The organism is Marinococcus sp. PL1-022 (genome assembly GCF_033845285.1).
Taxonomy (GTDB): domain Bacteria; phylum Bacillota; class Bacilli; order Bacillales; family Marinococcaceae; genus Marinococcus.
On record NZ_JAWXCX010000001.1, the window covers coordinates 1,241,622 to 1,267,037 of the forward strand.

A 25,416-nucleotide genomic window follows, 5' to 3' on the forward strand; every position below is an offset into this window, starting at 1 on the left:
TCGTGAAAGGCTCCCATGTACTATTTATCCTGATTTTTGCGGTGGCTCAGTTTTTCCCCTTCCACGTCGATATCCGGAAGCAGGCGGTCGAGCCAGCGGGGCATGTACCAGGCGGCTCTGCCCATCAGCTTCATAACTGCCGGCACAATCGTCAGACGGACAACAAATGCATCGAATAATACCCCGAAGGTTAAGGAGAGACCGATGGATTTGACCATTGCGTCCGGCGTTGCGATAAAGCCGATGAACACAGCCATCATAATGAGCCCGGCGGCGACAACGACTTTGCCGTTATCACGCATGCCGGCGAGAATGGCTTCCTGGGGATCGCCGGTCTGAGTGTACACTTCGCGCATGCGGCTGACCAGAAATACCTCATAGTCCATGGCGAGACCGAATAAAATGCCAATGGAAATGATAGGAAGAAATGCCAGAACGGCGCTTTCCCCGGGGAAGCCGAATAAATCAAGCAGATGGCCATCCTGAATAACAAAAACCACAAAGCCGAGCGTGGCTGCAAGCGACAGTAAAAAGCCCAGCACAGCCTTTAACGGCAGCAGAACCGAACGGAAGACCAGCACAAGTAATACATAAGCAAATCCGACAACAAACAGGGCAAAAATCGGCAGGGCATCCTGCAGCTTATCCGAAATGTCAATGTTAACCGCGGTCGTTCCTGTTACAAACAGCTCTGTATTCTCATAGGAAAAGGAGCGGATGTTCTCCACCAGGTTTTTCGTCTGCGGGTCATTCGGCCCGGAGGTCGGGGTGACGCTGACAATATATGTGTCCCCCGCTTCATTTGGAATCGGCTGGGCCACCCGGTCGACGGCATCGAGCTCCTCGAGGTCGGTGCTCATTTCCTGCAGCGTCTGCTGAACAGTCTGCTGATTCATTGAGTCATCCACCTGGAGCGCTGTGGTTAACGTCGCATGAACTCCTTCCCCGTAGGCTTCCGTTTGAAGATCGTAGGCCTTGTGCTCCGTAGTGTCTTCCTGCTTCGCCGTGCCGTCGGTTGGCAGTCCCAGATTCACATGCGTAAAAGGAAGGGCAATGGTAACAAGAAGGGCCGTGCTTATAATTGTCACGAGCCACGGGCGTTTGGTGACAAAGCCGCCCCATTTGTTTTGGGGCCGGTCGCCTTTGGAGGTCCGGGTAAACGCGTTTAAAAACCGGTTGCTTTTAAACGGGGTAATGCGGTGGCCCAGAGCTCCAAGAAGCGCCGGCAGGACAATAATCGCAACGAACACAGCCATCAGGATGCTGATGGAGGCGCCGATGCCCATCATGGTAAGAAACGGAATGCCGGTAATGGAGAGGCCGAGTAGCCCGATCATCACTGTGATCCCAGCGAACACGACGGCTGAGCCGGCGGTCCCGTTTGCAATGGCCGCGGCTTCCCGCACGGAGTGTCCTTCCGCCAGCTGTTTACGAAAGCGTGTCATGATGAACAGGGAGTAATCGATTCCTACAGCAATGCCGAGCATGGCTGCCAGACTCAGCGATACGCCCTGAATATTTACGAAATTTGATCCGATGACAATCAGTAATAGGCTGATGCCGAGGCCAAGCATCGCTGAAAAAATTGGCATACCGGCTGCCAAAAACGAAGCAAACGTCACCGCTAGCACGAGAAACGCAACAACAATGCCGAGGATTTCCCCGGAGCCGATGCCGTGACCGGAAAACTCAATATCGCCGGTCAGCTCAGTCTGGATCCCCTGGTCGCGCGTTTGGTCGACAGAGTCCTCCAGGTTTTCGATGGAGGAGGCCGGCACCTCCTCGGCCGGTTCATCAAACGTTACCGTCGCATACCCAACGGTTTCGGAGTCATTAAAATTCTGGAGCTGAGACGGGGGAGCGATTGTTTCCACATGGTCATCGCTGTCCTGAATGGTGGTCAGCAAATCGTTAATCGCCTGCTGGTTATCAGCATCGGTCAGGGCTTCGCCTTCCGGTGCCTGGAATACGATGTCAGCCTGAGCGCCGGTAGCGGCCCCGGAAAAGGCGTCTTCGAGCACGTCATTGGCTTCTTCGGCCGGTGTTCCCGGAATGGTTAATGCATCGTCAAACGAAGGCCCCCATTTAACGGTGCCAAGAGCCAGCACGAGCAGAATCAGAAAAGCCCCGCTGATCACTGATTTCTTGTGGCGCACGGCCCAATCTCCTAATTTGTATAAAAGCGTTGCGATAGTTATTCCCTCCAGTAAATGTGATTGGCGGCTATGTACAAACAATGAAAAAGCACGGGCATCCGCCGTTGAAATTGACAGGCTGACGATCATTCACTAGCCTGAAAAAAAAGGAAACATTTGTACTAACAAATGTTAGTATAAAGACGGGAATGTTCATAATGCAATTTATTTTGACGGGTTAGAGGATAAAACAAACACTCAGGGAGGATGTGTTCGTGATGAGAAAAGCACGGCAGGACAGCATCAATTCAAAGCAGTACATTATGGAGGCAGTCACGCTCCTGATTGAAAAACAGGATATTGAAGATATTACTGTCACCGATATCTGCAAAAAAGCCGGAGTGGCCCGGGTCACGTTTTACAAGTACTATACGTCGATTTATGACGTCATGAATGCCTCGGTGGAAAAAGAATTGAACTCCTTCATCCGCCACCTGTCCGGCAAGGATCAGCGCGAGCATCTTACCCTTGAATTGTTTACGCAGCTAATGACCTATAAATTGAGCGAGCGCCGTCTTCCGCTGGAACGGCTGGTGAACTCGAATGCCCTTTCCATTCTGTTGGATTATTTTACGTACGCGGTGCAATCGTTATCCGCCTCCAACATGCTGTTTCATAACCAGCTGGACCGGGGGTCGGTGCTGTTTGCCTCCGGCGGCATGTTTAATATGGTGGTCGAATGGATCCGAGACGGCTTTCAGGAGCCGGTAGAAACGTTGGCTGAACGGATGGCCCGGGTCATCCCGAAGGATATGCTCCGTGCCGATGAAGAGACGTAAATAGCTTGTTTATCCAGTGGTCCAGTTAAAAATCATTTATTCTTAATAGTAATAAAACTATGAATTATATGTATTTTTATTATGAAAGCGCTTTTAATATACTTAGACAAAGATACTATAAGAAGGGGAGAGATACTATTCTTGCTATAGACGGGTTTTTAATTATCGGAATATTATTATTTTTAGTCCTCACCAAGAAAACATCCATTCACTTTGCGCTCGTTGTTGTCCCTATTGCTGTAGCCCTGCTTACAGGCTTTGGCCCGGGAGAATTAAGCGGCTTTATGGAAACAGGCTTAAGTAATATTGCCCAAACGGGTATTATGATTACTTTTGCTATTCTTTTTTTCGGTATCATGTTTGATGCTGGTTTGTTTGATCCCATCATTAAAGGCGTCATAAAAATTGCGGGTGGCGATCCGGTGAAAATTACTATCGGAACGGCCATTATCGCCATGGTTTCGCATTTAGATGGTTCGGGGTCGAGTACTTTTCTGATTACAGTTTCATCGATGCTTCCGATTTACAAATCGCTTGGCATGAGTCCATTAACACTAGCTGTCACCGCTGCTTTGAGCGCAGGAACAATGAATATGGTTCCATGGGGCGGATCGACCCTCCGGGCTGCATCAGTATTAAATGTTAACGTGATGGATTTATTTACTCCTATGCTTCCGGTGCTTGCTGTAGGCCTGTTATGGGTTCTGGCATGCAGCTATTGGCTTGGGAAACAAGAGCGTAAAAAGCTTGGTATTATTCATGAGCTTCCGGAAGAAGTACGGGAAAGAGAAATGAAGCAGCCGGAGGGCAGTGATCTTAAACGTCCAAATTTATTTTATGTAAATATTCTGCTGACACTTCTGGTATTAACCTGTTTGATCACAGAATTCTTCCCACTGGCTGTTACCTTTATCATCGCTGTTCCTCTTGCACTGCTGATTAATTATCGTGATCTGGATATTCAGCAAAGGCTTATCGAAAATCATGCGAAGGGAGCAATCTACACGGCTTCCATTATTTTTTCAGCAGGGATTTTCACAGGAATTTTGCAGGAGACGGGCATGATCGAAGCTATGGCTGATTCCATGGTAGGGCTCGTCCCTAACAGCTGGGGTGGAGCGCTGCCTGTAATTCTTGCTTTTATCGCGATGCCGCTAAGTTTATTATTTGACCCGGATTCCTTTTATTTTGGCGTATTACCAGTGCTTTCAGAAGTAGGAGAAAATTTTGGAATTGAGCCTGTGACTATGGGCCGGGCAGCCATTATCGGCCAGATGACTACAGGTTTCCCGGTTAGTCCATTAACGGGTTCCACTTGGCTGCTTGTGGGATTGGCAGGGGTTCATATTGGGGACCTTCAAAAAAAAGCAATTCCGCTGGCGTTCGGAACAAGCGTAGTGATGGCTATTATGGCTTTGATGATCGGTGTTATTTAATCTAACCAGGAACGGGGTTTTTGCATTGCGTGCTATTAGAATTGGAACCGGAGCCGGTTATGCCGGGGACCGTATTGATTCCGCAAAAGAATTAGTAGAAAAATCATCTCTGGATTATCTTGTACTAGAGGGACTGGCGGAGCGAACTACAGCCATAGCTCAAATTGAAAAGAGCGAGGATCCAACTAAAGGTTATGGGGCTTTTTTGGAGGAGCGCATGGAGGAATTGCTGCCCGTATGCCTTCAAAACGGAACTACCCTTATTACGAATTTAGGAGCTGCAAATCCTTCCGCGGCGCTGGAATGTGTGAAAACCATCAAGGAAAAATTAAACCTCGATACGTTGAAGGCAGTAGCCGTATCGGGTTCCGATGTACTTTCAAAGATGCAGCGTTCATCCAATAGAATATGGGAAACCGAGGAAACGTTGGCAGATACCCAGCTCGATATAGTTTCAGCAGATGCCTATCTGGGAGTCGAACAAATCCTTCCGGCTCTAGAGGCAGAGGCTGATGTAATCATCACAGGGCGTGTAGCTGATCCATCACTCTTTCTGGCCCCCATGGTTTATGAATTTGACTGGTCGTTAGATGACTGGCACAAGCTAGGGGCAGGTACTGTATTTGCCCACCTTCTAGAGTGTGGTGCCCAAGTGACTGGAGGATATTTTGCAGACGATGCATATAAGCAGGTTCCAGATCTGGCGGAAGTTGGTATGCCCTATGCAGAAGTGGATAGCGAAGGCCAGGGATATATTTCGAAAGCGCCGGGCTCCGGAGGGAAGGTAACAATATCAACCTGTACAGAACAATTGCTGTATGAAGTAATGAATCCGGCTGCTTACATTACACCAGATGTGGTCGCCGATTTTTCAGGAGTAAGGTTTGAACAGACGGGTTCAGATAAGGTTACTGTTGAAGGAGGGACCGGGCGGAGGCGTACGGATACCCTAAAGGTCACGCTCGGAGTGAATCGTGGCTATTTAGGGGAAGGAATGATCGGTTATGCCGGCCACCATGCGCTCGAACGTGGAAGAATGGCAGAGGAGATCATTAAATATCGGTTGGATAAACGACAGTTGGAATATGCGGATATAAAATACGAAATGATTGGGCTGAACGCTTTACACGGACAGGAAAGCGATAGGGAGTCACACACTCCTTATGAAGTAATGCTTCGTGTGGCAGGTCTGGCGAGTGATAAATATACCGCAGAGCAGATCGGAAATGAGATTGAAGCCCTCTGGCTGAATGGCCCCGGGGGTCCAGGAGGCGTAAGGAAAAACAGTAAGAAAGTGATCGCTGCTTATTCGTCTTTGATTGCCAGGGAAGAAATAAATAGTGCACTCATTGGGGAGGGAGATTAAGCGATGGAAAGAAAAAAACTAAAAGAAATCGCCCATTCAAGGGCTGGAGATAAAGGGAAGCTCACAACTATCAGTGTCATAGCATATGAAGATGCTTTATACGAAGCAATGAAAGAAGCACTTACTGCCGAGCGGGTTGAACAACACTTTAAGGATATAGCGGATGGAGGTGTATACAGATACGAACTGCCACAATTAAAAGCATTGAACTTCGTTATCGAAGGTACAAAGCCGGAGGGAGTAGCAGCATCACTCGACTTTGATACACATGGAAAATCTTTGTCCTGGTTCATGCTGGAAATGGAAATTTTGGTTTAGTTAAAAATTTAGATATAAATTTAAAATAGAATAAAATTTCAAAGGCCTAAGCGTACTATGCTTCAGGCTTTTTTTTGGCCGTTTTAAAATGAACCGGCAGCAGTATTGCAAAAATAATTCAAAAACTTTTTGACAACGCTTTCAGATAGTGTTAAGTTTGTTTTAACATCGAACAAACAAACGTAATGAGGGATGAAAAATGAAAGGATCTGCGACTGGCAATCTTGATATGATAAAAAAATTAAATCGTTCGCTGGTTTTAGAAATGATCAGGGAACACGAGGAGGTGACCCGTGCTCAAATCGCCAATACGCTGAATATCAGCAGGTCTACTGTCTCAACAATTGTTGATGAGTTGATTCAAAAGAAATTAGTTACAGAACACGGCCCGGGGACGTCCACTAAGCTTGGTGGCAGAAAAGGTATAGTGCTGCGTTTTAATCCTAAGTCAGCGTTTGGAATTGGAGTGGACATAGGAGGCACAAAGGTACTGGTATTAATAACTACTTTAGATGGTGAAGTAGTTTATAAGAAAAAATTTAAAACATCTGCAAGCGTTGAAGAGATTTTGAGCATTATTGAGACTTCAATAGAGGAAGCAGCCATTATAAAAAACGACATTGTGGCTATGGGGGTAGGCGTCCCGAGTATTGTAGAGGAGCAGAGTGGGGTGGTGCTTGATGCTTATGCGTTAGGGTGGACCAATCTGCCTCTGAAGCAAATACTTGAGGAACGTTTTTCATTTCCGATTTTTATCAATAATGATGTTAACTTTGCAGCGGTTGGTGAAGCCTGGATGGGTTCTGGAGAGCAATCGGAGGACGTACTTTTTATTGCGATTGGAACGGGCGTAGGGAGCGCAATTATTTCAAACGGAAAGTTGCTGAGGGGAGCACATAATCAAGCTGGTGAAATAGCATATTCTGTCAGCGAAGAAGATGTAAAAAGCCATAACTATAATGAAAAAGGCAAATTTGGAACATTTGAACGGAAAACCTCCGGTAAGTTTTTGTCGCATAATGAACTTTCCGCCGCGGAAGTATTTTCAAAATACCTGGAGGGAGACGAAGACGCACAGGAAACGGTAGAAACATTCATTAGGCATTTATCCATCCAGATTGCAAATTCAGTAAGTTTATTAAATCCGGAATATGTAGTGCTGGGAGGTGGAGTATCTGAGTCGTTAAAAGAAATTATTCCCCGCATTCAGGAGGCTGTAGAGCTTTACACCCCAATACCGACCACAATAAAATTAGCTACTTTAGGAGGAGAGGCGGGAAGCTACGGAGCCATTGCATATGCTTTCAAAGAAATAGAGATGGCGGACATTAAAGATAAAATATTAACTGATTTGTAAATTGTTTTTTTTATATTCCAAATTTTATTAGGAGGTTTTAACGATGAAAAATAAAACAAAATTGCTGTCTTTGGGCCTTGTGGCTCCTATGATTCTTGCCGGCTGTGGTGGAGGTGACCAATCAGGTGACGATAATGACCAGGTCACTCTGGACGTACTTTGGTTTAGTGATGGAGTAGAAGGCGAAGTTTTTAAGGAAATTACAGAGGATTACCAGGAAGAACATCCAAACGTGGAATTTAATATTATCGATACTCCTTATGATGATCTATACGATCGTATTCGAACCAGGGTTTCCGGCGGAGACGCCCCGGATTTAGCCCGGATTTCCAATCCGGGAGAAGTAGCAAACTCGTTGGAACCTTTAGATTCTTATTTCAATAAGGAAGATTTTTATGATCAATTAACACCGGCTGCACAGCCATGGGCGGAAGTAGAAGGAGAGTTCGTGGCAGTACCTACCGATTTAACAGCTCACGGATTATTTTATAATAAAGATTATTTTGAACAGGCCGGTGTAGAAGTGCCAACCTCTTCGGAAGATATATGGAATTGGGAAGAATTTGCTGATGCGATGAAAAAAGTAAAAGAAAATAGTGATGCCCGCATGGGACTGGCATATGACTTGTCTCCTTCCAGATATTCCACTCTTATCTATCAAAACGGTGGAAGAATATTCTCTGAAGACGGTCAGTCGTTAAACATAAATAATGAAAAGGGAATTGAAGCTTTAGAATATTTTAAAGAATTGCATGAAGAGGAAATTATTCCTGAATCAATCTGGCTGGGTGGAGAAAATCCTAATTCGCTTTTCCGTTCTGGACAGGCTGCGGCTCACCTTTCAGGCAACTGGAATTTGCAAACGTATTCATCAGAAGAAGGTTTAAATTGGGGCGTTACTTATCTTCCCCAAGAAGAAAGACGATCCTCAGTGGCAGGCGGGAAACAAATGGTAACTTTTAAAGATTCTGAAAATAAAGAGGAAGCAGCAGAGTTTATGGAATATTTTATTTCTGAGGAAGTTAACGAAAAGTATGTTACAGAATCATTGTTTCTTAGCCCATTAAAAGCAGGGGAGGATATTGAATACGAAGAAGAGCCTGAAGCTATGAATATTTTTAATGAAGAATTAGCTGTTACGCCAGCAGCGACATCAGAGGATTGGAGTAATTTTGAATATATGCCTGAAGTAGAGCAGCTTATAACAGAAAACGTTCAAAGAGCGCTAAATGGTGAAATGACTCCTGAAGAAGCCATGAATAGCGTAGCTGATAATTCAGAAGTAGGATCTGAGTAATAATTTTAGAATGAAGCAGTCTGTCAGGGCAATCGAATTCAAGTTAAACTGGCAGACTGACTTACAAAGACAGCATCTATGGATGAAGGTGAAAATATGAAAAGTGATCGAGCATGGATACCCTATGCGTTTTTACTGCCTAATATGCTCATTTTTGGGATATTTGTTGGACTTCCGGCAATCTATGGCATTTTTTATGCTTTTACAGAGTGGGATGGAATATCAACCCCTATATTTGTAGGCATTGAAAATTTCCGTACTATTCTTTCCGACAGCGAATTTTGGACTATGCTGTTAAGGACTTCTGTATATGTAGCAATTGTAGTTCCGCTAACCGTTGTATGTGCTCTAGGGTTAGCCTGGCTACTAACAAGAGAAATAAAAGGTTCCAATATTTTTAGGGCGATATTTTTCCTGCCAGTTATGATTTCTTTCATTGTGGCAGGATTAATGTGGAACTGGATCCTTCAAACGGATACAGGTTTAATCAATTACCTTTTGACTGTTATTGGAATAGAGCCAGTGGGATGGCTGTCTAATCCAATTTTTGCAAATATTTCAGTCATAGTCGTAACTGTGTGGAACAGAGTAGGCTTTTTCATGCTTATATTTATTGCCGGCCTCCAGAGTATTTCCAAAAGCTACTACGAAGCTGCAGAAATTGATGGAGCAAATAATTGGAATAAATTTCGTTTAGTCACGATTCCATTATTAAGACCTATTACTCTGTTAGTAGTTATTTTGTGCTTTATTGAGTTTTTCAAAACGTTTGCTTTAGTAGTTTCATTAACTGGCGGCGGACCTATTAATGCCACCAGGTATTTTGTTCAATACACTTATGACACCGGGTTTGGGCTGGGAGAGTTTGGTATGGGAAGCGCATTGTCGTTGATCCTTTTTGTAATAATGGCAGTTATTACTCTTATCCAATGGAAAGTAAGTAATGGGGGCAGGGTATAATGAATGGCAAACTGATAAAAAAAATATGGATGTATTGTCTATTAGGTATAATTGCTATCGTTATGCTATTTCCAGTGCTCTGGGTGATAAGTTCTTCATTAAAACCGAGTAGTGAGTTGTTTACATGGCCGCCATCTATTCTTCCAGATAATATCACTTTCGAAAATTATGTAAATGCTTTCACAAATGCGAATTTTGGAAGGTACTTATTTAATACGGTGCTGGTAACTATAACGGCGACCATCATAACGCTGGTTATCAATACAATGGCAGGATATGCTCTGGCAAAGTACCGATTCAGAGGGAATGCGATAATTTTAGTGCTTTTTTTATCTACCCTCATGATCCCCCTGGAAGCTTTAATGATCCCGATGTTTCTGGTTTTGCGGACGTTAGGCCTGTACAACACACTATGGGGAATCATTATTCCTCCAGCAGCAACGCCTACAGGTGTATTCCTTATTCGACAGTATATGATGTCACTGCCTAATGAGATGATTGAAGCGGCTAAAATTGATGGCGCCGGGGAGTGGAGAATCTTTACTAAGTTAATTATTCCGCTTTCGATGCCTATTATAGCTACTTTGACAATTTTTTCAGTCATGTGGCGCTGGCAGGACTATATTTGGCCGCTAATAGCTATATCAGATGAAAAGCTATACACATTGGAGCTTGCTCTAGCTAATTTTGTAGGGGAATACTCTGTGGATTGGGGACCATTACTTGCTATGGCTGTATTGACAATGGTGCCACTAATTATCGTGTTTTTGATTTTCCAGCGGTTTTTCATCCAGGGAATTATGATGTCTGGCATGAAGGACTAAACACGTACTGAAGGATGATCATGATGAACTATATAAAAAAATCATTAAGGCAGATGAGTTACGTCAGCCGGTGGTTGGTTACTGAGCTTTTTGAGGAGCATCGGGAATTCACACTTAAAGCTGACCACAGCAAAGGACAGGTGAATGACTGGCTTACGTATGGCCCTGAAATACATCAATTTCCCGGGCGGAAAGAATACATCAAAAATAGAAAGCCCGTTAGTCAAATACCCGCGAATGTACTGAACGCATATGCTGGAAAAAGAATAGAACCAGAAAACCTCAAATGGTCCCTATACACACCTTTTGAAGAAAAAGAGGTAATGTTTGAGGGTTTCTGGTCAGAGCCTACAGTTTTAAGCGCATGGGCATACAATGAAATAGAGGCTTCTGAAGAAATGACAGCCTTATTTGAGATCGCAACAAGTGGTGGGCTGGAAATTTGGATAAATAATAAGAAAATACACGAAACAGTTCCATTTACCCGAAACGAACTGTCCTTTGAAAAAATCCGTATACCTTTAAATAAAGGTACAAATAAATGTTATATATACTTCGATGATTTAGCGGAGAGAGACACTCAAATGGCCTTTCAAATGCGTTATTTAGATGAACCGGAGCTGGGTGTTCAAGTGCCTATAGGTGCTGTTCGTAAAGAAAAGGTGGAACATGCTGAATATTTATTAAAATATGCTTATTTTCCTTATGATTGTTATAAGAGAGGGCCATTAACTTTAAATTTCGAAATGCCTGCACAACACCATTTTAAAATAGATACGATTTTTAAAGTTGAAAGATGTGAGCCAGTATATTCTTCGTTTAACCTGGATCCAGGAAATGAAAATATCCCTTTTGGTATGGTAAAACATTTTCATATGGGATTTCAGAAAGTTACAGTTACTATTTACGCAGATAGCATAAAAATGAGCAGGGACTTTACAGTACAGATTTTTCCGGATAAATACTTACACACTGCAGCAGTATTAAGTGATTTAAAAGAAAGAAAAAAACGATCCCTGGAAATGGTGGCAGCCCACGGTGAGCCCAATGTTCACAGGGCCTTAGCCATGTTCTCCGAAGGAAACAGTGATTTTACCACCCTGCAGATGCTTGAAAATGATATTGATACAGTAGTTAATAAAACAGATTGCAGTGATTTCAGTATCGTAATGTATTATCAACTAATCAAAATGAACAGAGAAAAAAATTTTTTGCCCCAAGGAATAAAGGAAAAACTGAAATCTGCCATTTTGAACTATAGATACTGGTACGATGAACCAGGAAACGATGTTATGTGGTTTTACAGCGAAAATCATGCTTTAATGTTTCACACCAGCGAATTGTTAATGGGACAGCTCTACCCAGAAGAAACGTTCCAAAATGCGAATATTACTGGTGAAGAGCATTACCAGAGAGGTTACAGCCGGCTTATCGAATGGTTCAAACGCTTTTTCAGGGAAGGTCTCTCAGAGTGGCATTCAAGTGCTTATATTCCCATAAATGTGATAGGTCTTTTACAAATATATGAGCACAGCAAAGATAGCACACTAAAGGCTTTAGCCAAAAAAGCATTAAACCTTATTTTTTACTGGCTGAACAAAAATAGTTATAAAGGATATTTAACCTGCTCGCAGGGGAGAGTATACGAAAAAGAATTAAAAGGGCATTATAATACTCAAACCACTCATTTAATGTGGATAGTGAATAAAGAAGGAAATATAAATTACTCAGGTCTTGGCTCCGTAGCATTAGCATTGTCCGCCTACACTCCTGAAAATTTAGATGTAAAAGAGAATGAAAATTTCACCTTTGAAAACAACCAGGGCACTGGACTGGAGGCTCACGTTTATACCCACAAAACAAATGATGGGATGCTTAGTTCTGTTTTGAACTACAGACCGGATCGTTCTGGTTATCAGGAACATGTTATTCAGGCAAGCTTTGGGGCTGAAGAAAACGTTTGGATTAATCACCCGGGAGAAGAAGTTAAGCGGGGGAATAAACGGCCAAGCTATTGGGCTGGTAACGGCACCCTCCCGAATGTAGTACAGTATCAAGGCTTGGCAATTATTGATTTTAATATCAAAGAAAGCTCTGAAATTTCCTATACCCATGCCTATACTCCTCTATACTTGTTTGATGAGCATGAAGTTACTTCGCATGGATTATTCCTAAAAAAAGACACAGGCTGGCTGGCACTGTTTGCGAAAAATGGTGTAAGTTTAACGAAGCGTGGCATGGACGCTTATCGCGAGGTAATTTCCGAAGGAAAAGATAATATATGGATAATGAGACTCGGGAATGAACAGGAATATGAAAGCTTTGAAGAATTTAAAATATTAATGAAACAGGCAATGGGTGAATTTAATTGGGAAAAGCTGAAGTTTCAGGATCCGATATACAAAGATATCACGTATCACCAAAATATTTTGACTGTGCAAGGAAAGCCTCAATTATATCCCACAAAAGGAATTGAAGGCACAACTCGTTGTGAATAGAAAGCAGGTGGGCAATAGTGGGAAAGAAACTGATGGAAACTATTTACATTTTTTCAGAATGGTTCTACAGAATTTTTTATCTGAATGTGCTGTGGATGTTAGGCACAGCTGCAGGCTTTGGTTTCTTAGGCTTTTTCCCTTCTATTGCTGCAACCATCTGCACACTTCAAATATTGTGGGAAGAGGGTGACATGAAAGAAATTAGCGTTTTATCAGTTTTTAAAGCAAATTATAAAAAACATTTTAAGCTTTCCAATCAAATAGGTTACTCATTAAGTATTGCTGTAGCGGTACTTGTGACAGACCTGGCAGTATTAGCTTCTTGGGAGAGTTTGTTATTTCAATTGCTTTCGGCAGTACTATTTATTATTTTAGTGATCGCTTTTGTTTTCAGCAGTTTAATTTTCTTCATAATCTCCAAATTTGAATTAGGTTTTTTCAATACGTTGAAACAGGGAGTGTTTATTGTTTTTTCCTATCCCGCTCACGTATTTTTAAATGGAATCGTACTGGCTGTTTTTTTACTAACCTTTTATCTAATACCGTTTATTAGCGTATTAGGCGGTATTGTTGTTTTGTTTTTAATAAATACGTGGATCATCCAAAGCATTTTTAAGAGAATAAGAAAAGATCAGTCAACTTTGTTAAAAACAGGTTCTTTAAATAAAGGAGGGTAACGTTGAAAACTATAGAATTAAGCATGAATGTAGAGAACGATTACGAAGAATTGTCACAGGCTGTTGCAAACCAAGTGATACAAACGGTAAAACAGAACCCTGAGGCATGGATCTGCATAGCCGGTGGGGACACGCCGGTCAGAGCTATGGAAATAATTGTGGAGGCTAGCGCGAAGCAAGAATTGTCCTTTAGTAAATGCAGCTTTGTAGAATTGGACGAGTGGAAGGGTCTTGGGAAAAATGATGAAGGCTCCTGCTATTATATATTAAACAATCATTTATTCAGTCCATTGGGACTAAGAACAGACCAAATTCATGTGTTTAATGCTGTAGCCCCGTCTTTAACTGAAGAATGCGGACAAATGATTAAGGTTTTGGAAAAAGCAGGCGGTTTAGACCTTATCGTATTAGGTATAGGAAGAAACGGACATTTAGGCTTCAATGAACCAGGAAGTAATTTTAACAGCAGTATACGTGTTGTAGAATTAGATAATACCACAACCGAAGTAGGGGAAAAATATTTTAACAACAGTAAAGTTGTACCTCCTTCAAGAGGAATAACATTGGGAGTAAAACAAATTTTAGAAGCAGATAAAGCTATTCTAATGGCGAGTGGCAGTAAAAAAGCTGAAATTGTGAAACAATTTTGGGCTGGTCCTATCAGCCGAAGTACACCGGCCAGTGTACTGAAGCTGCATAAAAACTGTATGGTATTTTTAGATGAAGAAGCATCAGAATACTTAAATGAACTAGAAATTTAGGATAATCAAATTACTTTCGAAGAAACTTTGTTCTGGTTTAATAAGCAGGAAATTATCCTTAAAATAATTTCCTGCTTATTTTCTCTGGCAAAGCATCAAGATTCGTGTTAAATTTACCTAACGTTAGGTAGGGAAAGAATGTAGAAAAGGTGATAATTTGATGGAAACGCGTGAGCGGATTATTCATACAAGTCTGGAGCTGTTCACCGAGCGGGGCTACGAAGGAACAACGCTTGCGGCAATTGCCGGGCAAATAGGCATTCAAAAGCCGTCGCTGTATGCTCATTTTGCGAATAAGGAAGCTTTATTCCTCGCTACGGTTAAAAAAGCAGTGCTTGAATATAACCAGATCGTGAGCAGTGAGTTAAAAGCACTTGGGGCAGAAAGTGCCGAGATTCAGTTGAAAACGTTATTATACCGGCTTGCTGAAGTATATTACGACGAATACACGATCAGCCAGTTTTATTACCGGTTTTTATTTTTTCCACCGCCGGGCCTGGGCCCGCAAATGCAGGAGCTGGTGGAGTATCACGGCAGTGCTGCGGACCAGCACATCGAAGCTGTCGTTCAGCAGGGCAAGAATGATGGGAAGATAGAGCCATCGATTGCCAGTGATCTTATTACGGAAACCTATTTAACCCTGCTGAGCGGCATCGACTTTGACACGCGTTATTACGATTTTAATAAAGAACAAATCCGAACCCACGTCGACCGGATATGGCAGGTGTTCTGGCGTGGGATTCGGGCTTTTTGACTATACATGAAAGACGGAAGCAGCACAGATTTACAGGAGGGCACTAATGGCTGATTCATGGACTTCGTTACTAAAAAATAAAACGTTTGTGCTCGTATGGCTGTCGGGCATGACGGTGATGCTCGGCTTTTCCTTTTTCTTTTTGTCCGTTTCCTGGTTTGTCGTCGATGAAATGCAGCAGCCGGCGATTCTCGGGGTCGTGATGATGACGATCGCCATTCCGCGTGTGGCGATGATGATTTACGGCGGGGTGCTTGCAGATAAAATTCAGAAGTCGCGTATTATGTTTACGACAAATGCAATGCAGGTGGTCGTCATGATCGTCCTGGTGGTGCTCGTGCAGCAGGACGCCCTGCAGACGACCTCGTTGATCATTCTGGCGTTCATCTTTGGGTTTCTGGATGCGTTCTTTTTCCCGGCTGCTTCGGCAATGATTCCGAGTATTGTTCCGGTGAACCAGCTGCAGCAGGCGAACTCCTGGTACCAGGGGTCCACGGAGCTGATGTTTATCCTCGGCCCGGTGGGGGCGGGGCTGCTGTTAACCTTTGGCGGCTTTAGCTTTGCGTTTTCTGCGGCGGCTGGTTTGATTGCGCTGTCGACGATTTTGATTTATCCGCCGCTGTTGAAGGATCCGGTGCCTGAAGTGAGAACCGGCCGTCATACCGCCTGGATGGACCTGAAGGAGGGTCTCGCTTACGTGCGGCAGTCAGGCATCCACCGGTCCGGTACGTTGGTGATTATTACGATTAATTTATTGATGATCGGACCGCTGTTGATCAGCATTCCGATGCTTATCAGTGCCCTCGGGGGTGCTCCCTGGCAGCTCAGCCTGTTAGAAGGAGGGTTTTCGACCGGCACCTTCCTGTTAAGCGTGCTGCTCGTTACCTGGTCGCTGAAGCAGCGACGGGGCCGATGGGTGCTAAGCGCACTGGGAGCAGGCTTTATTCTCCTGTTTGTGTTCAGCCAGGTGGAGGCGCTGCCTGTGCTGGTCGCTGTAATTACGCTCATGGGCGGGGCAGGTATGCTTGTGTACCTGCCGACGATTACGATGATTCAGGAAAAAACCGACAACAACAAGCTCGGCCGGGTGATGAGCCTCGTGAACTTTGCAGCGAGCGGATTCGAGCCTATTGCCTTTGCGCTCATTTCATTTCTCGTCGCGGCATCGATTCCGATTCAGACGGTGCTCATGTACACGTCCATCACTGGACTTGTGCTGGCCGGGCTGCTGCTGTGGCTGAGCCCCGAGTTCCGGCAGACCGATTAGAGCCGCCCTTAGAGTACTGCCTAAGTCTTCCGCCCGGAAGGCTTTTTTCGTTCCAGCAGGACTGCTGCAACCCCTGCCTCAGCAGAGCTTTCCCGGCATGACGGGAATGTCTTTAAGGGAAAACGGGAAAGGGTCCTTAGACCATACATACATCACTACAATTTAGGGAGGGTGAAAGGCATGAGGGTATTATATGCGGGCATGGAGAATGAACTGCTTGTACTCACACACAGCGGTGAAGGGTGGCGGATGCAGGCAAAGCTTAAAGGGACTCAGCCCGTCCGGGTGGCGGTGGATCCTTCTAATGCTTCCATTGTTTATTGTGCCACGTACGGGCATGGGCTTTGGAAAAGCGAGGATGCGGGAGAAAGCTGGCAGGCGATAGGGAAGCCGCAGTTGTATTTTGAACCGGCGGGGGACCATGGTATTCCTTCGCCGTACATCACGTTTGTCGGTACAAACCCGGTGAAGAAAGGGGAGGAGTCGCATGTTGTGTATGCCGGCACCGAGCCTTCGGCAATGTATTACTCAGAAGACGGGGGCAGGCACTGGCAGGAGTGGACCGGAATCCAGCACATGACCTCCAGATCGGAATGGCAGTTTCCGCCCCGTCCCCACACGCATCACGTCCGCTGGATCACGCCGGGCTACGGGAATCCCGATCATATAGCAGTTTCCATTGAGTACGGGGCCGTGCTTTTGTCAGAGGATCATGGAAGCACCTGGCAGGACCGGCCGGAGCACAGCCCGAGAGATGTGCATACTCTTCTGGCTCATCCGTCTGCTCCCGGCCGCCTGTACGCAGCCTGCGGGGACGGCTTTATGAACGCTTCATTTTCTTATGCAGAAAGCGAAGACGATGGATGGCACTGGCATTATCAGAGCGAAGGACTGGAGAAGCATCCGTATCTTTATAATATGGTGCTGAACGCCACGGACGCAGACGACCGGTTCGTTTCCGCCGCCAGAGGGCCGCGCGAGGCCCATTCTTCTGATGCCGCGAGCTCCGCTATTTACCGAAAGGAGGGAGAGGCTCCTTTCCGGGAAATATCCCGGGGACTTCCGGCAGGTTCCTTTGCCCACGTCCTGGCCCAGGATCCGGAGGATACCGACATATTTTACGCGCTCAATAATCACGGCATCTTTTTCCTCCGAACGGACGAAGAAATATGGCAGCCTCTCAATATAGCCTGGAAGGATGCATATAAGCAGCAGCACCCGTCGTGCTTTACAGCGGGCTCCCTGTAAAAGAATCAACAGGGAGATAAAGCTCACTCCGGCATATTAAGAATTGAAGTACCGGTATGTTTTACTTTGAAATCGCGCGGGTAAATATATTTTATAACGCAAAAACCAACACAGCTTTCACTGTTTCAAAATTTAAATAAACGGCGGAAATGAATGGATATAAAAGCCAGTACATGAGCCGGAAAAAGGAATTCGTTCCTTTTTCTGGCTTTTTTTATTGGGAAAGCACCCCCCCATGTAGCCTGCGCCAAAAGGACTTGGGGTCAGGTATTACGGTAAGAAGGCATTTATTATCGGCTTTTCGGTATGATGCGTTAAAAAATGATGAAATCAAAGAAAGAGAGGAAGCATAAAATGGAAATAGCAGCAGTAATTTTGTACGGCGTCTTTGCGGCGCTTCTATTGATTAATCCAGCACAGATTAACAAAACTAAAAGCCGGCAGCCGAAGTAAATATTAAAATTCACGGGGGACCATCAGGGCGCACGCTGACCTGATGGTTTTTAGTTTTTCGGTCCGGGGGAAAGCTTGTTCAAGCCGGACCTCCTGTATTGTAAATACAGATATGATGGGCCGGGAGCACCGGCAAAAGCAGTCAGCAACGTTTGAGGAATCCAGCTGCAGGAAATAGCCGGAAAAGAACATTAAAAAATATATCCATCCTCAAGGAGATGAATAGCATGCTATCGTTTATTTGGAGCCTTATTATCGGCGGTTTGATTGGCTGGGCTGCAGGCGCACTTACGGGCCGCGACGTGCCATTTGGTATTATTGGGAATATTATCGCCGGCTTTATCGGAGCGAGTCTAGGAACGGCGCTGCTCGGCAGCTGGGGACCGGCTATTGGCGGCTTCGCGATTATTCCTGCGCTTATCGGCGCGGTTATTCTCGTACTGATCGTAAGCTTTATTTTTCGATCCATCAAAAAGAAATAAGGAAAAGAACTGCAAGATTGGAAGAGAGCTGTCTGTATGAAAGGCAGCTTCTTTTTTGTTGAAAATAAGTATAAAGAGCCTGTGCTTTCTGCCTGGTAATCTGCAGCCATTCTTAAAGTGGAACGAAAATAGATGTTTGAAGGGCACGGACTAACAGGAAGTATAATACAGGTACGAAGGGTGTTGAATTTAAAGATGCATTGGTTCTTGGAAGGATGCAATACCGCGAACGCTGCAGAACGATAGCGTGGAAAAGAATTTCTACATTTAAGGAGGAACAACATGAAAATTGAATCTTTTACGGACAAGATCGCTGAGAAATACGGAGCAAACGATGAAAAAACGATTGTTGATGAAGGGGCTGCCTTTATTGCCGAATGGGTGAATGCGATGCAAAGGGAGGTTCAGACGAAGACCCCGGTAGGCGTGCAATTGTATGGAAGCAGGTACACGGAATCCATCATCGCGGTCGGGCATATTCGTATGGTATTTTGTAAGCATAATGACCCGGCGCATATTCAGGTATTGGTTTTCGGAGATGAACAAACCGAATCATCCGAACCCTATGATCAGCTGAAGGTTTCGGAAAATTCCCCTGCTCTTATGAGCACACGCTTTCAGCAGGAATTCAGCAAGGACGTATTCGAAAAATATTTGGATATTTTTCGGGAGGTAGTTTAAGAAGAAACCGATTTCCGGTCTATATCACGCAGGGGTTTGAAATAAAAATTTCAGCCATGCTGCGTGCATAGCATATACCGTTTTCGTCTCGATTGCCTTCACCTCAGGCATCCTTTCACAGCATGCAGACAGCGGGAGCCCGGTTTTTTTATGAAGTAGTGTTCGAGTATATATGAACCAGCTGTTTATTTATGCGTTTTTCTGCTTCGAACTGCATAGGGAGAGCTTTTGCTACCTGGATAGAAGGCGTATTCTGCGGCTGAATGAGCGCGATCATTTTTTTAAGGTGCAGCTCTGTTTCACCTAGATGAAAAAAGGTGCGCGCGGTCTCCTTCGCATAGCCGAGTCCTTGAAATTCCGGCATGATCCAGTAGCCAATTTCATAGTAAAGACGGTGCTCGAGTATCTGGGGAACGATACCTGCATGGCCCAGGAGTGCTTTCGTCTGTGAATGCTCGATAACCTTCAAGCCAAGCTGTTCATTTTCCTGATAATGACGGAGGATCCACTGCAGAAAGGCTTCCGTTTCCTGCAGGGTTTTGGTCTTGCCGTTTCCGATATGCTTCATCACGGCGGGGGAAGCGAGCATCCGATGGAGAAAATCCAAATCCTGATAGGTGTAATCATGGAAGAGAAATAATGAAAAATTAATATAATTACTAGGATCGTCCGACTTAACCCTCCCATTTAAAAATAAAAATAGGAGGGTTTCTGTTTGAAATCATCGAAACATGGAAAAGCATATTCAGTGGATCCGGACAACACAAAAAAATTCAGTCAATTATTTTATGTTTATTCATATATAAAATCGGTAAATAAAAACAAAGCAATAACCCACCCAATGGGTTACTGATGCTGAGGGGAGGCGCTGTGCTGTTTGAAATTGGGTGATGGTATCAATGGATAATATACAAGGGGATATAGTAAATACAAAATGATAAAATCCAAAAAGAAAATGTTTATGCTTTTAGCTGCAGCAGTCCTATTGGCAATTAGTGCTTGGGGAGCCGTAGAACCTTATACTGTAGATGTTGAAGAAGAGCAGGCGGTTGTGCAGAATCTTCCTCAAGAATGGGCACAAAAAGAAATTATCGCTATTGGAGACATGCAAATAGGGATGTGGTTGGACAATGACCGGAACATGGATAACGTAGTTGATCAAGTCATCCAGCGTTCACCTGAAGCAGTTATCCTGCTGGGTGATTATATTTACCATTCGGTTGGTGATGAACAAAGTGAAATGAAAAAAGCAGCTTCTTATCTAAAACCTTTAACCGAGGCAGGTATTCCTGTATACGCAGTGCTTGGCAACCACGATTATAATATGAGCGGCAAGAAAGTGAAACCAAATATAGCAAGAGCAAATCATGTAAAAAATGAATTGGAACAAATAGGTGTAGAGGTGCTGCAAAATCGTTCGGTAGCACTGAAAAACGAACAGGCGGATGAGCCATTATACCTGACAGGAATAGGTGCCGAGTGGCCAGGCAAATCCGACATCTCTAAAGCATTTAATGAAGTGAAGGAGAATGAAGCTCGTTTTGTGGTGATGCATAATCCGGAAACTTTTAACGAAGTCCCCCGGGGCAAAGCTTCTGCTGCCGTCGCCGGCCATACACACGGCGGCCAGATCCGAATTCCATTTACTCCCCATTGGTCGTGGAAAAATCTTCTTCCTGAAGATGAAGCGCACGTTGATGGATGGGCAGGTGAAGAGTATGGAAATAAAGAAAATAATTTGTATATAAATCGTGGTCTCGGTGTAAGCCTGGCTCCCATAAGAATAAATAATCCTCCAGAAATAACAGAGTTCCAGTTAACCTCACAAAAAAGATAAAGAATATTTCAGGCTTTTTCCTTTGCATTTCTTTGGTAATTAATTGTTCATAGAACTGAGCGAGTCGCAATTAAGGAAAAGACATCTTCTTCAGTGAAGAAAAGTTTGCACCCAGGTACCACGGGGTATCATCATCTATGGAGCATTCTTCTTAACCGTTCAATTGGCATTGCTGAGCAATACCAAATGAAAAAAAGAAGAAGTCTGGTATTAGACGAAATTTCGAAAAATACGAGGAGGATTTAATAATGAAGCCGCAAGTACAGGAATATACAAACGAAGACAACATCGAACAGGACGTGCAGAAGCTCACAGATAATGGTGTGAGCCGCAACGATATTTATGTCATGAGTCACGATGATGACCGCACTGACCGGATTGCTGATAAAGCAGATACCAATGAACCTACCGATAAAGAATTCGGCATTGATTCTGAGAACCGTTTCTCGAAAAAAGGAGACGAGCTGCGCTTTAAGCTTCAGGAGCTTGGATTTACGGCACAGGAAGCAGAAGACCTGGAAGACGATCTGGACGAGGGTAAAGTATTACTGATGGTCCAGGACGATAAAAACCTGAGTGAACTGCTGAAATAGCATCAGGTAAAACAGTCGGAGGCCGGTGGCTCTCCGGCTTTATCTGTACATAAACAAAGACGCTTCCACGCGGGAGCGTCTTTGTTTTATCTTTGATTAAAAATCAGTTTTAACCGCTCTCGCAATCACAAGATAAGCAATTAAAAATCCGGCGATGCCAAGGGTAACAGGGACCGCAGCAAGGGAATAAAGCGTATCGGTATTATTCATTGGAGAAGAAAGAAGAGTAATAATCAGGATAGAGGAAACAATCGTCGCGGGTACGGAATACTTTCTCATTCCAAAAAATAAGGGAATCAGGGCTATCCCGGCCGAACTCAGGGCAGACAGAAGGACGCGCAATCCTCTTTCAGTAAACATCTCCAGGGTGAAGGGCTCGCTGATGTAGTGAAAAATGGAGTTGAGGAAGGTGAAGCCGCCAAATACAATGATATTCGAAAACAGGATAAAAACAAACGTCAGTATGCTTACGATCAGCATTTTTGCGAGCAGCAATTTTTTGCGGCTGACCGGGTACATAAACAATACGGTGATCGTTTTATCGCGGAATTCTTCTACTACTAAATGAGAAAGAAGCACAGAAGCATAGATCACAAAAGAGGCGACAATTAAAGTTTCCATGGTAGTAAATAAACTTTCATAGCTCATTAAAAGCTCTGTCGCATCTTTGTCTATCCTAAAGAGCAGGAATAAACCAAGGATGCCCGCATTGATTGCTAAAAAGGTCAGCAGCAGATTTTCTGTATTTATTTTTTTCGTTTCGAGCTTCATCAGATTAAGCATGGCTGCGGCCTCCTTCCATCAAATGCAGGAAATAATCCTCTAAGGACTGGCTTTTTTTCGTGATGGATGCAATTTCAATCTGATGCGTGACGAGCGCCTGGATAATATCATGCTGGGGCACCGTGCTGTCGTAGATATGAATTAATTCTTCGGGTTCCTTGATTCGAAAATTTTTAATGTGAAGGTCATTTGCCAGTACGAACGCAGCTCGGGTACGTTCGTGCACGCTTAGTTCAATATGCTCCACGTGATTGCTGTGAATCCGGTCCATTGACGTTTCCTCGAGCAGCTGTCCGTCCCGGATTACGCCTATCGTATCTGCAATCTGCTCGATTTCTCCCAGAATGTGGCTGGAAATTAATAACGTCGTGCCGTATTCTCTGCTGAGCGTTAAAAACAAATCCCGTAATTCGCGGATTCCTACGGGATCCAGGCCGTTGACAGGCTCGTCCAGCACGAGCACCTCGGGCCGGGTGATAATCGCTCTTGCAATGGCCAGCCGCTGCTTCATTCCGAGCGAAAATGCTTTTACGGGCTTCTTTTCGACGTTCACCAGATGAACCAGCTGCAATGCCTCCGCGATGGCTCCTTTTTTGTAGTAGCCCATGTAGCTGCAGTGAAGCTCTAAGTTTTCCTGAGCGGAAAGCCTTTCATAAAAGATAGGGTAGTCAATGATACTTCCCATGCGCTTTAACCGTTCCACAGAAGAGGCGGTCACTTTTTCACCGAGAAGTTCAATTTCGCCGCTTGTGGGCGTCACAAGACTTGTGATCATCTTCATGACGGTGGTTTTTCCTGCCCCGTTCGGACCCAGGAATCCGTAAATCTCTCCTTTTTTCACCCGCATATTTACATCGGTTACCACAGAGCTTCCCTTGTAGGCCTTGGTTAATCTATTGGTTTGAATGACGTAGCTCATATCCAGCCCTCCTTTTCGTTATAGCTTCATTATAGCGAGCGAAAGTGTCTTTTTTCTTACCAAATCCTTAAGTAAATCTTACTTTTCGAAAAGGCTGCTCTTATCCTTGTGGGAAGGTGAGGATAAAGGCCGTTTTTTGATAGGGGGCGCTGATATATTCGATGGTGCCATTCATCTGCTCGGTTAACCGCTTGGAAATCGTTAAACCGAGGCCGCTTCCTTTCCCGGAAGCATTCTTGAAAACGGTACTCGTATACAGGCGCTCGAAAATCCGGTTTTGGGCGGAAGCATCAATGCCCGGGCCTTTATCGGAGACTTCGATTGTTAGCGTCCCGTTATATCCGCTTAACGCCAGTCCAATGAATTTGCCGTCGCTGCCATAGCGGATGGCGTTTGACAATAAATTGTTTAAGACACGGGTGAACGCTTCTTCATCACCATAGAAGTAAAGAGGCTCCTCCGGAATATCGATGCTCACGTCGAATTCCTGCATCGTCAGCGTATCGTGATACCCTAAAATGACCTGGCGGCACACTTCATTGGCATGTATGCGCTTTTCGTCCAGCTCCCAGTCGCCGGACTCGAGCTTTGCCAGGTCAAAAAACGTATTGATCAACCCTGCTGCCCCAACAACTTTGGCAGCCGCTCTTTCCAGCAAAACGGCTCGCTCTTCAGCCGTATTCTGCATGTCATGCTGGAGATTTTCAATATAGCCTAAAATCACGGTCAGCGGTGTTTTTAGGTCATGTGAAATGTTTGTGAGCATACGATTGGTGGAGGCACGCATGCGGGCATTATCAGCCACAAACTCCTGGTGATCGTCGAGCAGATGGTTGATTTCATTTAACAACTGCTGGAGCTGTTTGTCCTCTGTCTGTAATAAAATTCGTTCGGAGGAGCGGCTGGAGGTGAGTGCATTAATTTTAGCGGAAATATATTGGACATCGCGGTGCAGCTTATTTCGGGTAAGGTACTGCTGATAAAGAAGCAGGAGTAAAAAAATGGAAATGATCGAAAGGATGATTATCATGGGCTTAACTCCAATTTGTATCCAATCCCCCAGATCGTTTTTATGTACACGGGGGCGGAAGGGTCTGATTCAATTTTGCTGCGCAGGCGGCGAATGTGGACGTTGATCACGTTTTCATCTCCGTAGTAGCTTTCCTTCCAGACACTTTCAAACAGCTGGCCTTTGGTGAAAACGTGATTGGGGCGGGCGGCGAGCAAGCTTAAAATTTGAAATTCCTTGGCGGTCAGACTGATGAGCTTACCGTTTTTTTCCACCGTAAAATTTTCCGGATCGATAACCAGGTCCAGGACCGTGATTTTATTTCCATCTTGCAAAGAAGCGGGCGGGGTATACTGGGTGGACCGTCGTAGGGCTGCATGCACCCTTGCGGTCAGCTCGAGGAGAGAGAACGGCTTTCCGATATAATCGTCCGCCCCAAAGCCGAGGCCCAACGCCTTATCGACATCGCTGTCCTTGGCCGAAATAATCAAAATCGGCATCGAATGGGCTTTTCGGACCTCCTGCACGATGTCGATGCCATTTCTGGAAGGGAGCATCAGGTCAAGCAGGAGTAAATCAATACGCTCCCGGGAAAAAAGCACAAGTGCTTCGTCGCCGTCAAAGGCCGAGATTACCCTGTATCCCTCCTTCTTTAAATGGCTGGACACGAGGCTGTGAATTTCTTCATCGTCCTCCACGAATAAAATGGTTTCATTCAATGTACTCATTCCTTTTTATATTCATTATTGTTCGTAACTCTAATGTAAATAAAAATCTTTTATGTACAATAAGCATTGAAAAAGCAATTCATTTCCCGGTGATTGATGCTGCAATGCTGTTAATGTCTATTTTTAACTTTTTAAGTGCGAATGGCAACGTTATTTTACTGACCATACCACTCTATTTGATACAATGGAAGGAA

The 25,416-nt window shown here is 44.4% G+C and carries 24 protein-coding genes; 18 read left to right on the top strand and 6 right to left on the bottom strand.

What is annotated here, in order from left to right; genetic code table 11:
* Positions 1-20: 20 nt before the first annotated feature.
* Positions 21-2,156, bottom strand: a complete 2,136-nt coding sequence (locus tag SIC45_RS06245; protein WP_319631447.1) for an MMPL family transporter — start codon at positions 2,154-2,156, stop codon at positions 21-23.
* 257 nt (positions 2,157-2,413) lie between these two features.
* Here SIC45_RS06245 and SIC45_RS06250 point away from each other — a divergent pair, with 257 nt between their 5' ends.
* The 16 genes from SIC45_RS06250 (at position 2,414) to SIC45_RS06325 (ending at position 19,353) form a co-directional block, all read left to right on the top strand.
* A complete protein-coding gene (locus SIC45_RS06250; protein ID WP_319632935.1) occupies positions 2,414-2,974 on the top strand; it encodes a TetR/AcrR family transcriptional regulator in 561 nt (186 codons plus the stop codon).
* Between the two features lie 59 nt (positions 2,975-3,033).
* Complete coding sequence (locus SIC45_RS06255; RefSeq protein ID WP_319631448.1) at positions 3,034-4,410, top strand: citrate:proton symporter; 1,377 nt, start codon at positions 3,034-3,036, stop codon at positions 4,408-4,410.
* Between the two features lie 25 nt (positions 4,411-4,435).
* Positions 4,436-5,776, top strand: a complete 1,341-nt coding sequence (locus tag SIC45_RS06260) for an acyclic terpene utilization AtuA family protein (RefSeq protein WP_319631449.1) — start codon at positions 4,436-4,438, stop codon at positions 5,774-5,776.
* A gap of 3 nt (positions 5,777-5,779) precedes the next feature.
* The gene (locus SIC45_RS06265) at positions 5,780-6,094 is read left to right on the top strand and encodes a hypothetical protein (RefSeq protein ID WP_319631450.1); all 315 of its coding nucleotides are present in this window, start codon (positions 5,780-5,782) and stop codon (positions 6,092-6,094) included.
* A 199-nt stretch (positions 6,095-6,293) separates the two neighbouring features.
* Positions 6,294-7,451 carry an ROK family transcriptional regulator gene (locus SIC45_RS06270; RefSeq protein ID WP_319631451.1) on the top strand — a complete coding sequence of 386 codons (1,158 nt, stop codon included), beginning with the start codon at positions 6,294-6,296 and terminating at the stop codon, positions 7,449-7,451.
* Positions 7,452-7,494: 43 nt separating this feature from the next.
* The gene (locus tag SIC45_RS06275; RefSeq protein ID WP_319631452.1) at positions 7,495-8,748 is read left to right on the top strand and encodes a sugar ABC transporter substrate-binding protein; all 1,254 of its coding nucleotides are present in this window, start codon (positions 7,495-7,497) and stop codon (positions 8,746-8,748) included.
* 78 nt (positions 8,749-8,826) lie between these two features.
* Positions 8,827-9,708 carry a sugar ABC transporter permease gene (locus SIC45_RS06280; protein WP_319631453.1) on the top strand — a complete coding sequence of 294 codons (882 nt, stop codon included), beginning with the start codon at positions 8,827-8,829 and terminating at the stop codon, positions 9,706-9,708.
* The gene (locus SIC45_RS06285; RefSeq protein ID WP_319631454.1) at positions 9,708-10,532 is read left to right on the top strand and encodes a carbohydrate ABC transporter permease; all 825 of its coding nucleotides are present in this window, start codon (positions 9,708-9,710) and stop codon (positions 10,530-10,532) included. The genes SIC45_RS06280 and SIC45_RS06285 overlap by 1 nt, the downstream gene beginning before the upstream one ends.
* 23 nt (positions 10,533-10,555) lie before the next feature.
* The gene (locus SIC45_RS06290) at positions 10,556-13,030 is read left to right on the top strand and encodes a hypothetical protein (protein ID WP_319631455.1); all 2,475 of its coding nucleotides are present in this window, start codon (positions 10,556-10,558) and stop codon (positions 13,028-13,030) included.
* Positions 13,031-13,047: 17 nt separating this feature from the next.
* On the top strand, positions 13,048-13,707 hold the full coding sequence (locus tag SIC45_RS06295) for a YesL family protein (protein WP_319631456.1): 660 nt from the start codon (positions 13,048-13,050) through the stop codon (positions 13,705-13,707).
* 2 nt (positions 13,708-13,709) lie between these two features.
* On the top strand, positions 13,710-14,468 hold the full coding sequence (locus SIC45_RS06300; protein WP_319631457.1) for a glucosamine-6-phosphate deaminase: 759 nt from the start codon (positions 13,710-13,712) through the stop codon (positions 14,466-14,468).
* 160 nt (positions 14,469-14,628) lie between these two features.
* Positions 14,629-15,222: a TetR/AcrR family transcriptional regulator gene (locus SIC45_RS06305; RefSeq protein WP_319631458.1), complete on the top strand. Its 594-nt coding sequence runs from the start codon at positions 14,629-14,631 to the stop codon at positions 15,220-15,222.
* Positions 15,223-15,268: 46 nt separating this feature from the next.
* Positions 15,269-16,489: an MFS transporter gene (locus tag SIC45_RS06310; RefSeq protein WP_319631459.1), complete on the top strand. Its 1,221-nt coding sequence runs from the start codon at positions 15,269-15,271 to the stop codon at positions 16,487-16,489.
* A gap of 180 nt (positions 16,490-16,669) precedes the next feature.
* Positions 16,670-17,737 (top strand): sialidase family protein, encoded by a 1,068-nt coding sequence (locus SIC45_RS06315; protein WP_319631460.1) that lies wholly within the window; start codon positions 16,670-16,672, stop codon positions 17,735-17,737.
* A gap of 680 nt (positions 17,738-18,417) precedes the next feature.
* Entirely contained in the window at positions 18,418-18,672 is a 255-nt protein-coding gene (locus SIC45_RS06320; RefSeq protein WP_298785444.1) for a GlsB/YeaQ/YmgE family stress response membrane protein, read from the top strand.
* A gap of 282 nt (positions 18,673-18,954) precedes the next feature.
* Positions 18,955-19,353, top strand: a complete 399-nt coding sequence (locus SIC45_RS06325) for a hypothetical protein (RefSeq protein WP_319631461.1) — start codon at positions 18,955-18,957, stop codon at positions 19,351-19,353.
* Between the two features lie 148 nt (positions 19,354-19,501).
* On the opposite strand, the gene SIC45_RS06330 is transcribed toward SIC45_RS06325, so the two are convergent.
* Entirely contained in the window at positions 19,502-20,005 is a 504-nt protein-coding gene (locus tag SIC45_RS06330; protein WP_319632936.1) for a GNAT family N-acetyltransferase, read from the bottom strand.
* 282 nt (positions 20,006-20,287) lie between these two features.
* Between SIC45_RS06330 and SIC45_RS06335 the strand changes: the two genes are divergently transcribed.
* Positions 20,288-21,190, top strand: coding sequence for a metallophosphoesterase (locus SIC45_RS06335; RefSeq protein WP_319631462.1), 903 nt, complete (start codon positions 20,288-20,290; stop codon positions 21,188-21,190).
* Between the two features lie 248 nt (positions 21,191-21,438).
* Positions 21,439-21,783, top strand: coding sequence for a general stress protein (locus SIC45_RS06340; RefSeq protein ID WP_319631463.1), 345 nt, complete (start codon positions 21,439-21,441; stop codon positions 21,781-21,783).
* A 96-nt stretch (positions 21,784-21,879) separates the two neighbouring features.
* On the opposite strand, the gene SIC45_RS06345 is transcribed toward SIC45_RS06340, so the two are convergent.
* The 4 genes from SIC45_RS06345 to SIC45_RS06360 all read right to left on the bottom strand — a co-directional run bounded on the left by SIC45_RS06345 (position 21,880) and on the right by SIC45_RS06360 (position 25,213).
* A complete protein-coding gene (locus tag SIC45_RS06345) occupies positions 21,880-22,566 on the bottom strand; it encodes an ABC transporter permease (protein WP_319631464.1) in 687 nt (228 codons plus the stop codon).
* Positions 22,559-23,485, bottom strand: a complete 927-nt coding sequence (locus SIC45_RS06350) for an ABC transporter ATP-binding protein (RefSeq protein ID WP_319631465.1) — start codon at positions 23,483-23,485, stop codon at positions 22,559-22,561. The genes SIC45_RS06345 and SIC45_RS06350 overlap by 8 nt, the downstream gene beginning before the upstream one ends.
* Before the next feature lie 100 nt (positions 23,486-23,585).
* Complete coding sequence (locus SIC45_RS06355; protein ID WP_319631466.1) at positions 23,586-24,515, bottom strand: HAMP domain-containing sensor histidine kinase; 930 nt, start codon at positions 24,513-24,515, stop codon at positions 23,586-23,588.
* On the bottom strand, positions 24,512-25,213 hold the full coding sequence (locus SIC45_RS06360) for a response regulator transcription factor (RefSeq protein WP_319631467.1): 702 nt from the start codon (positions 25,211-25,213) through the stop codon (positions 24,512-24,514). The genes SIC45_RS06355 and SIC45_RS06360 overlap by 4 nt, the downstream gene beginning before the upstream one ends.
* Positions 25,214-25,416: the final 203 nt, after the last annotated feature.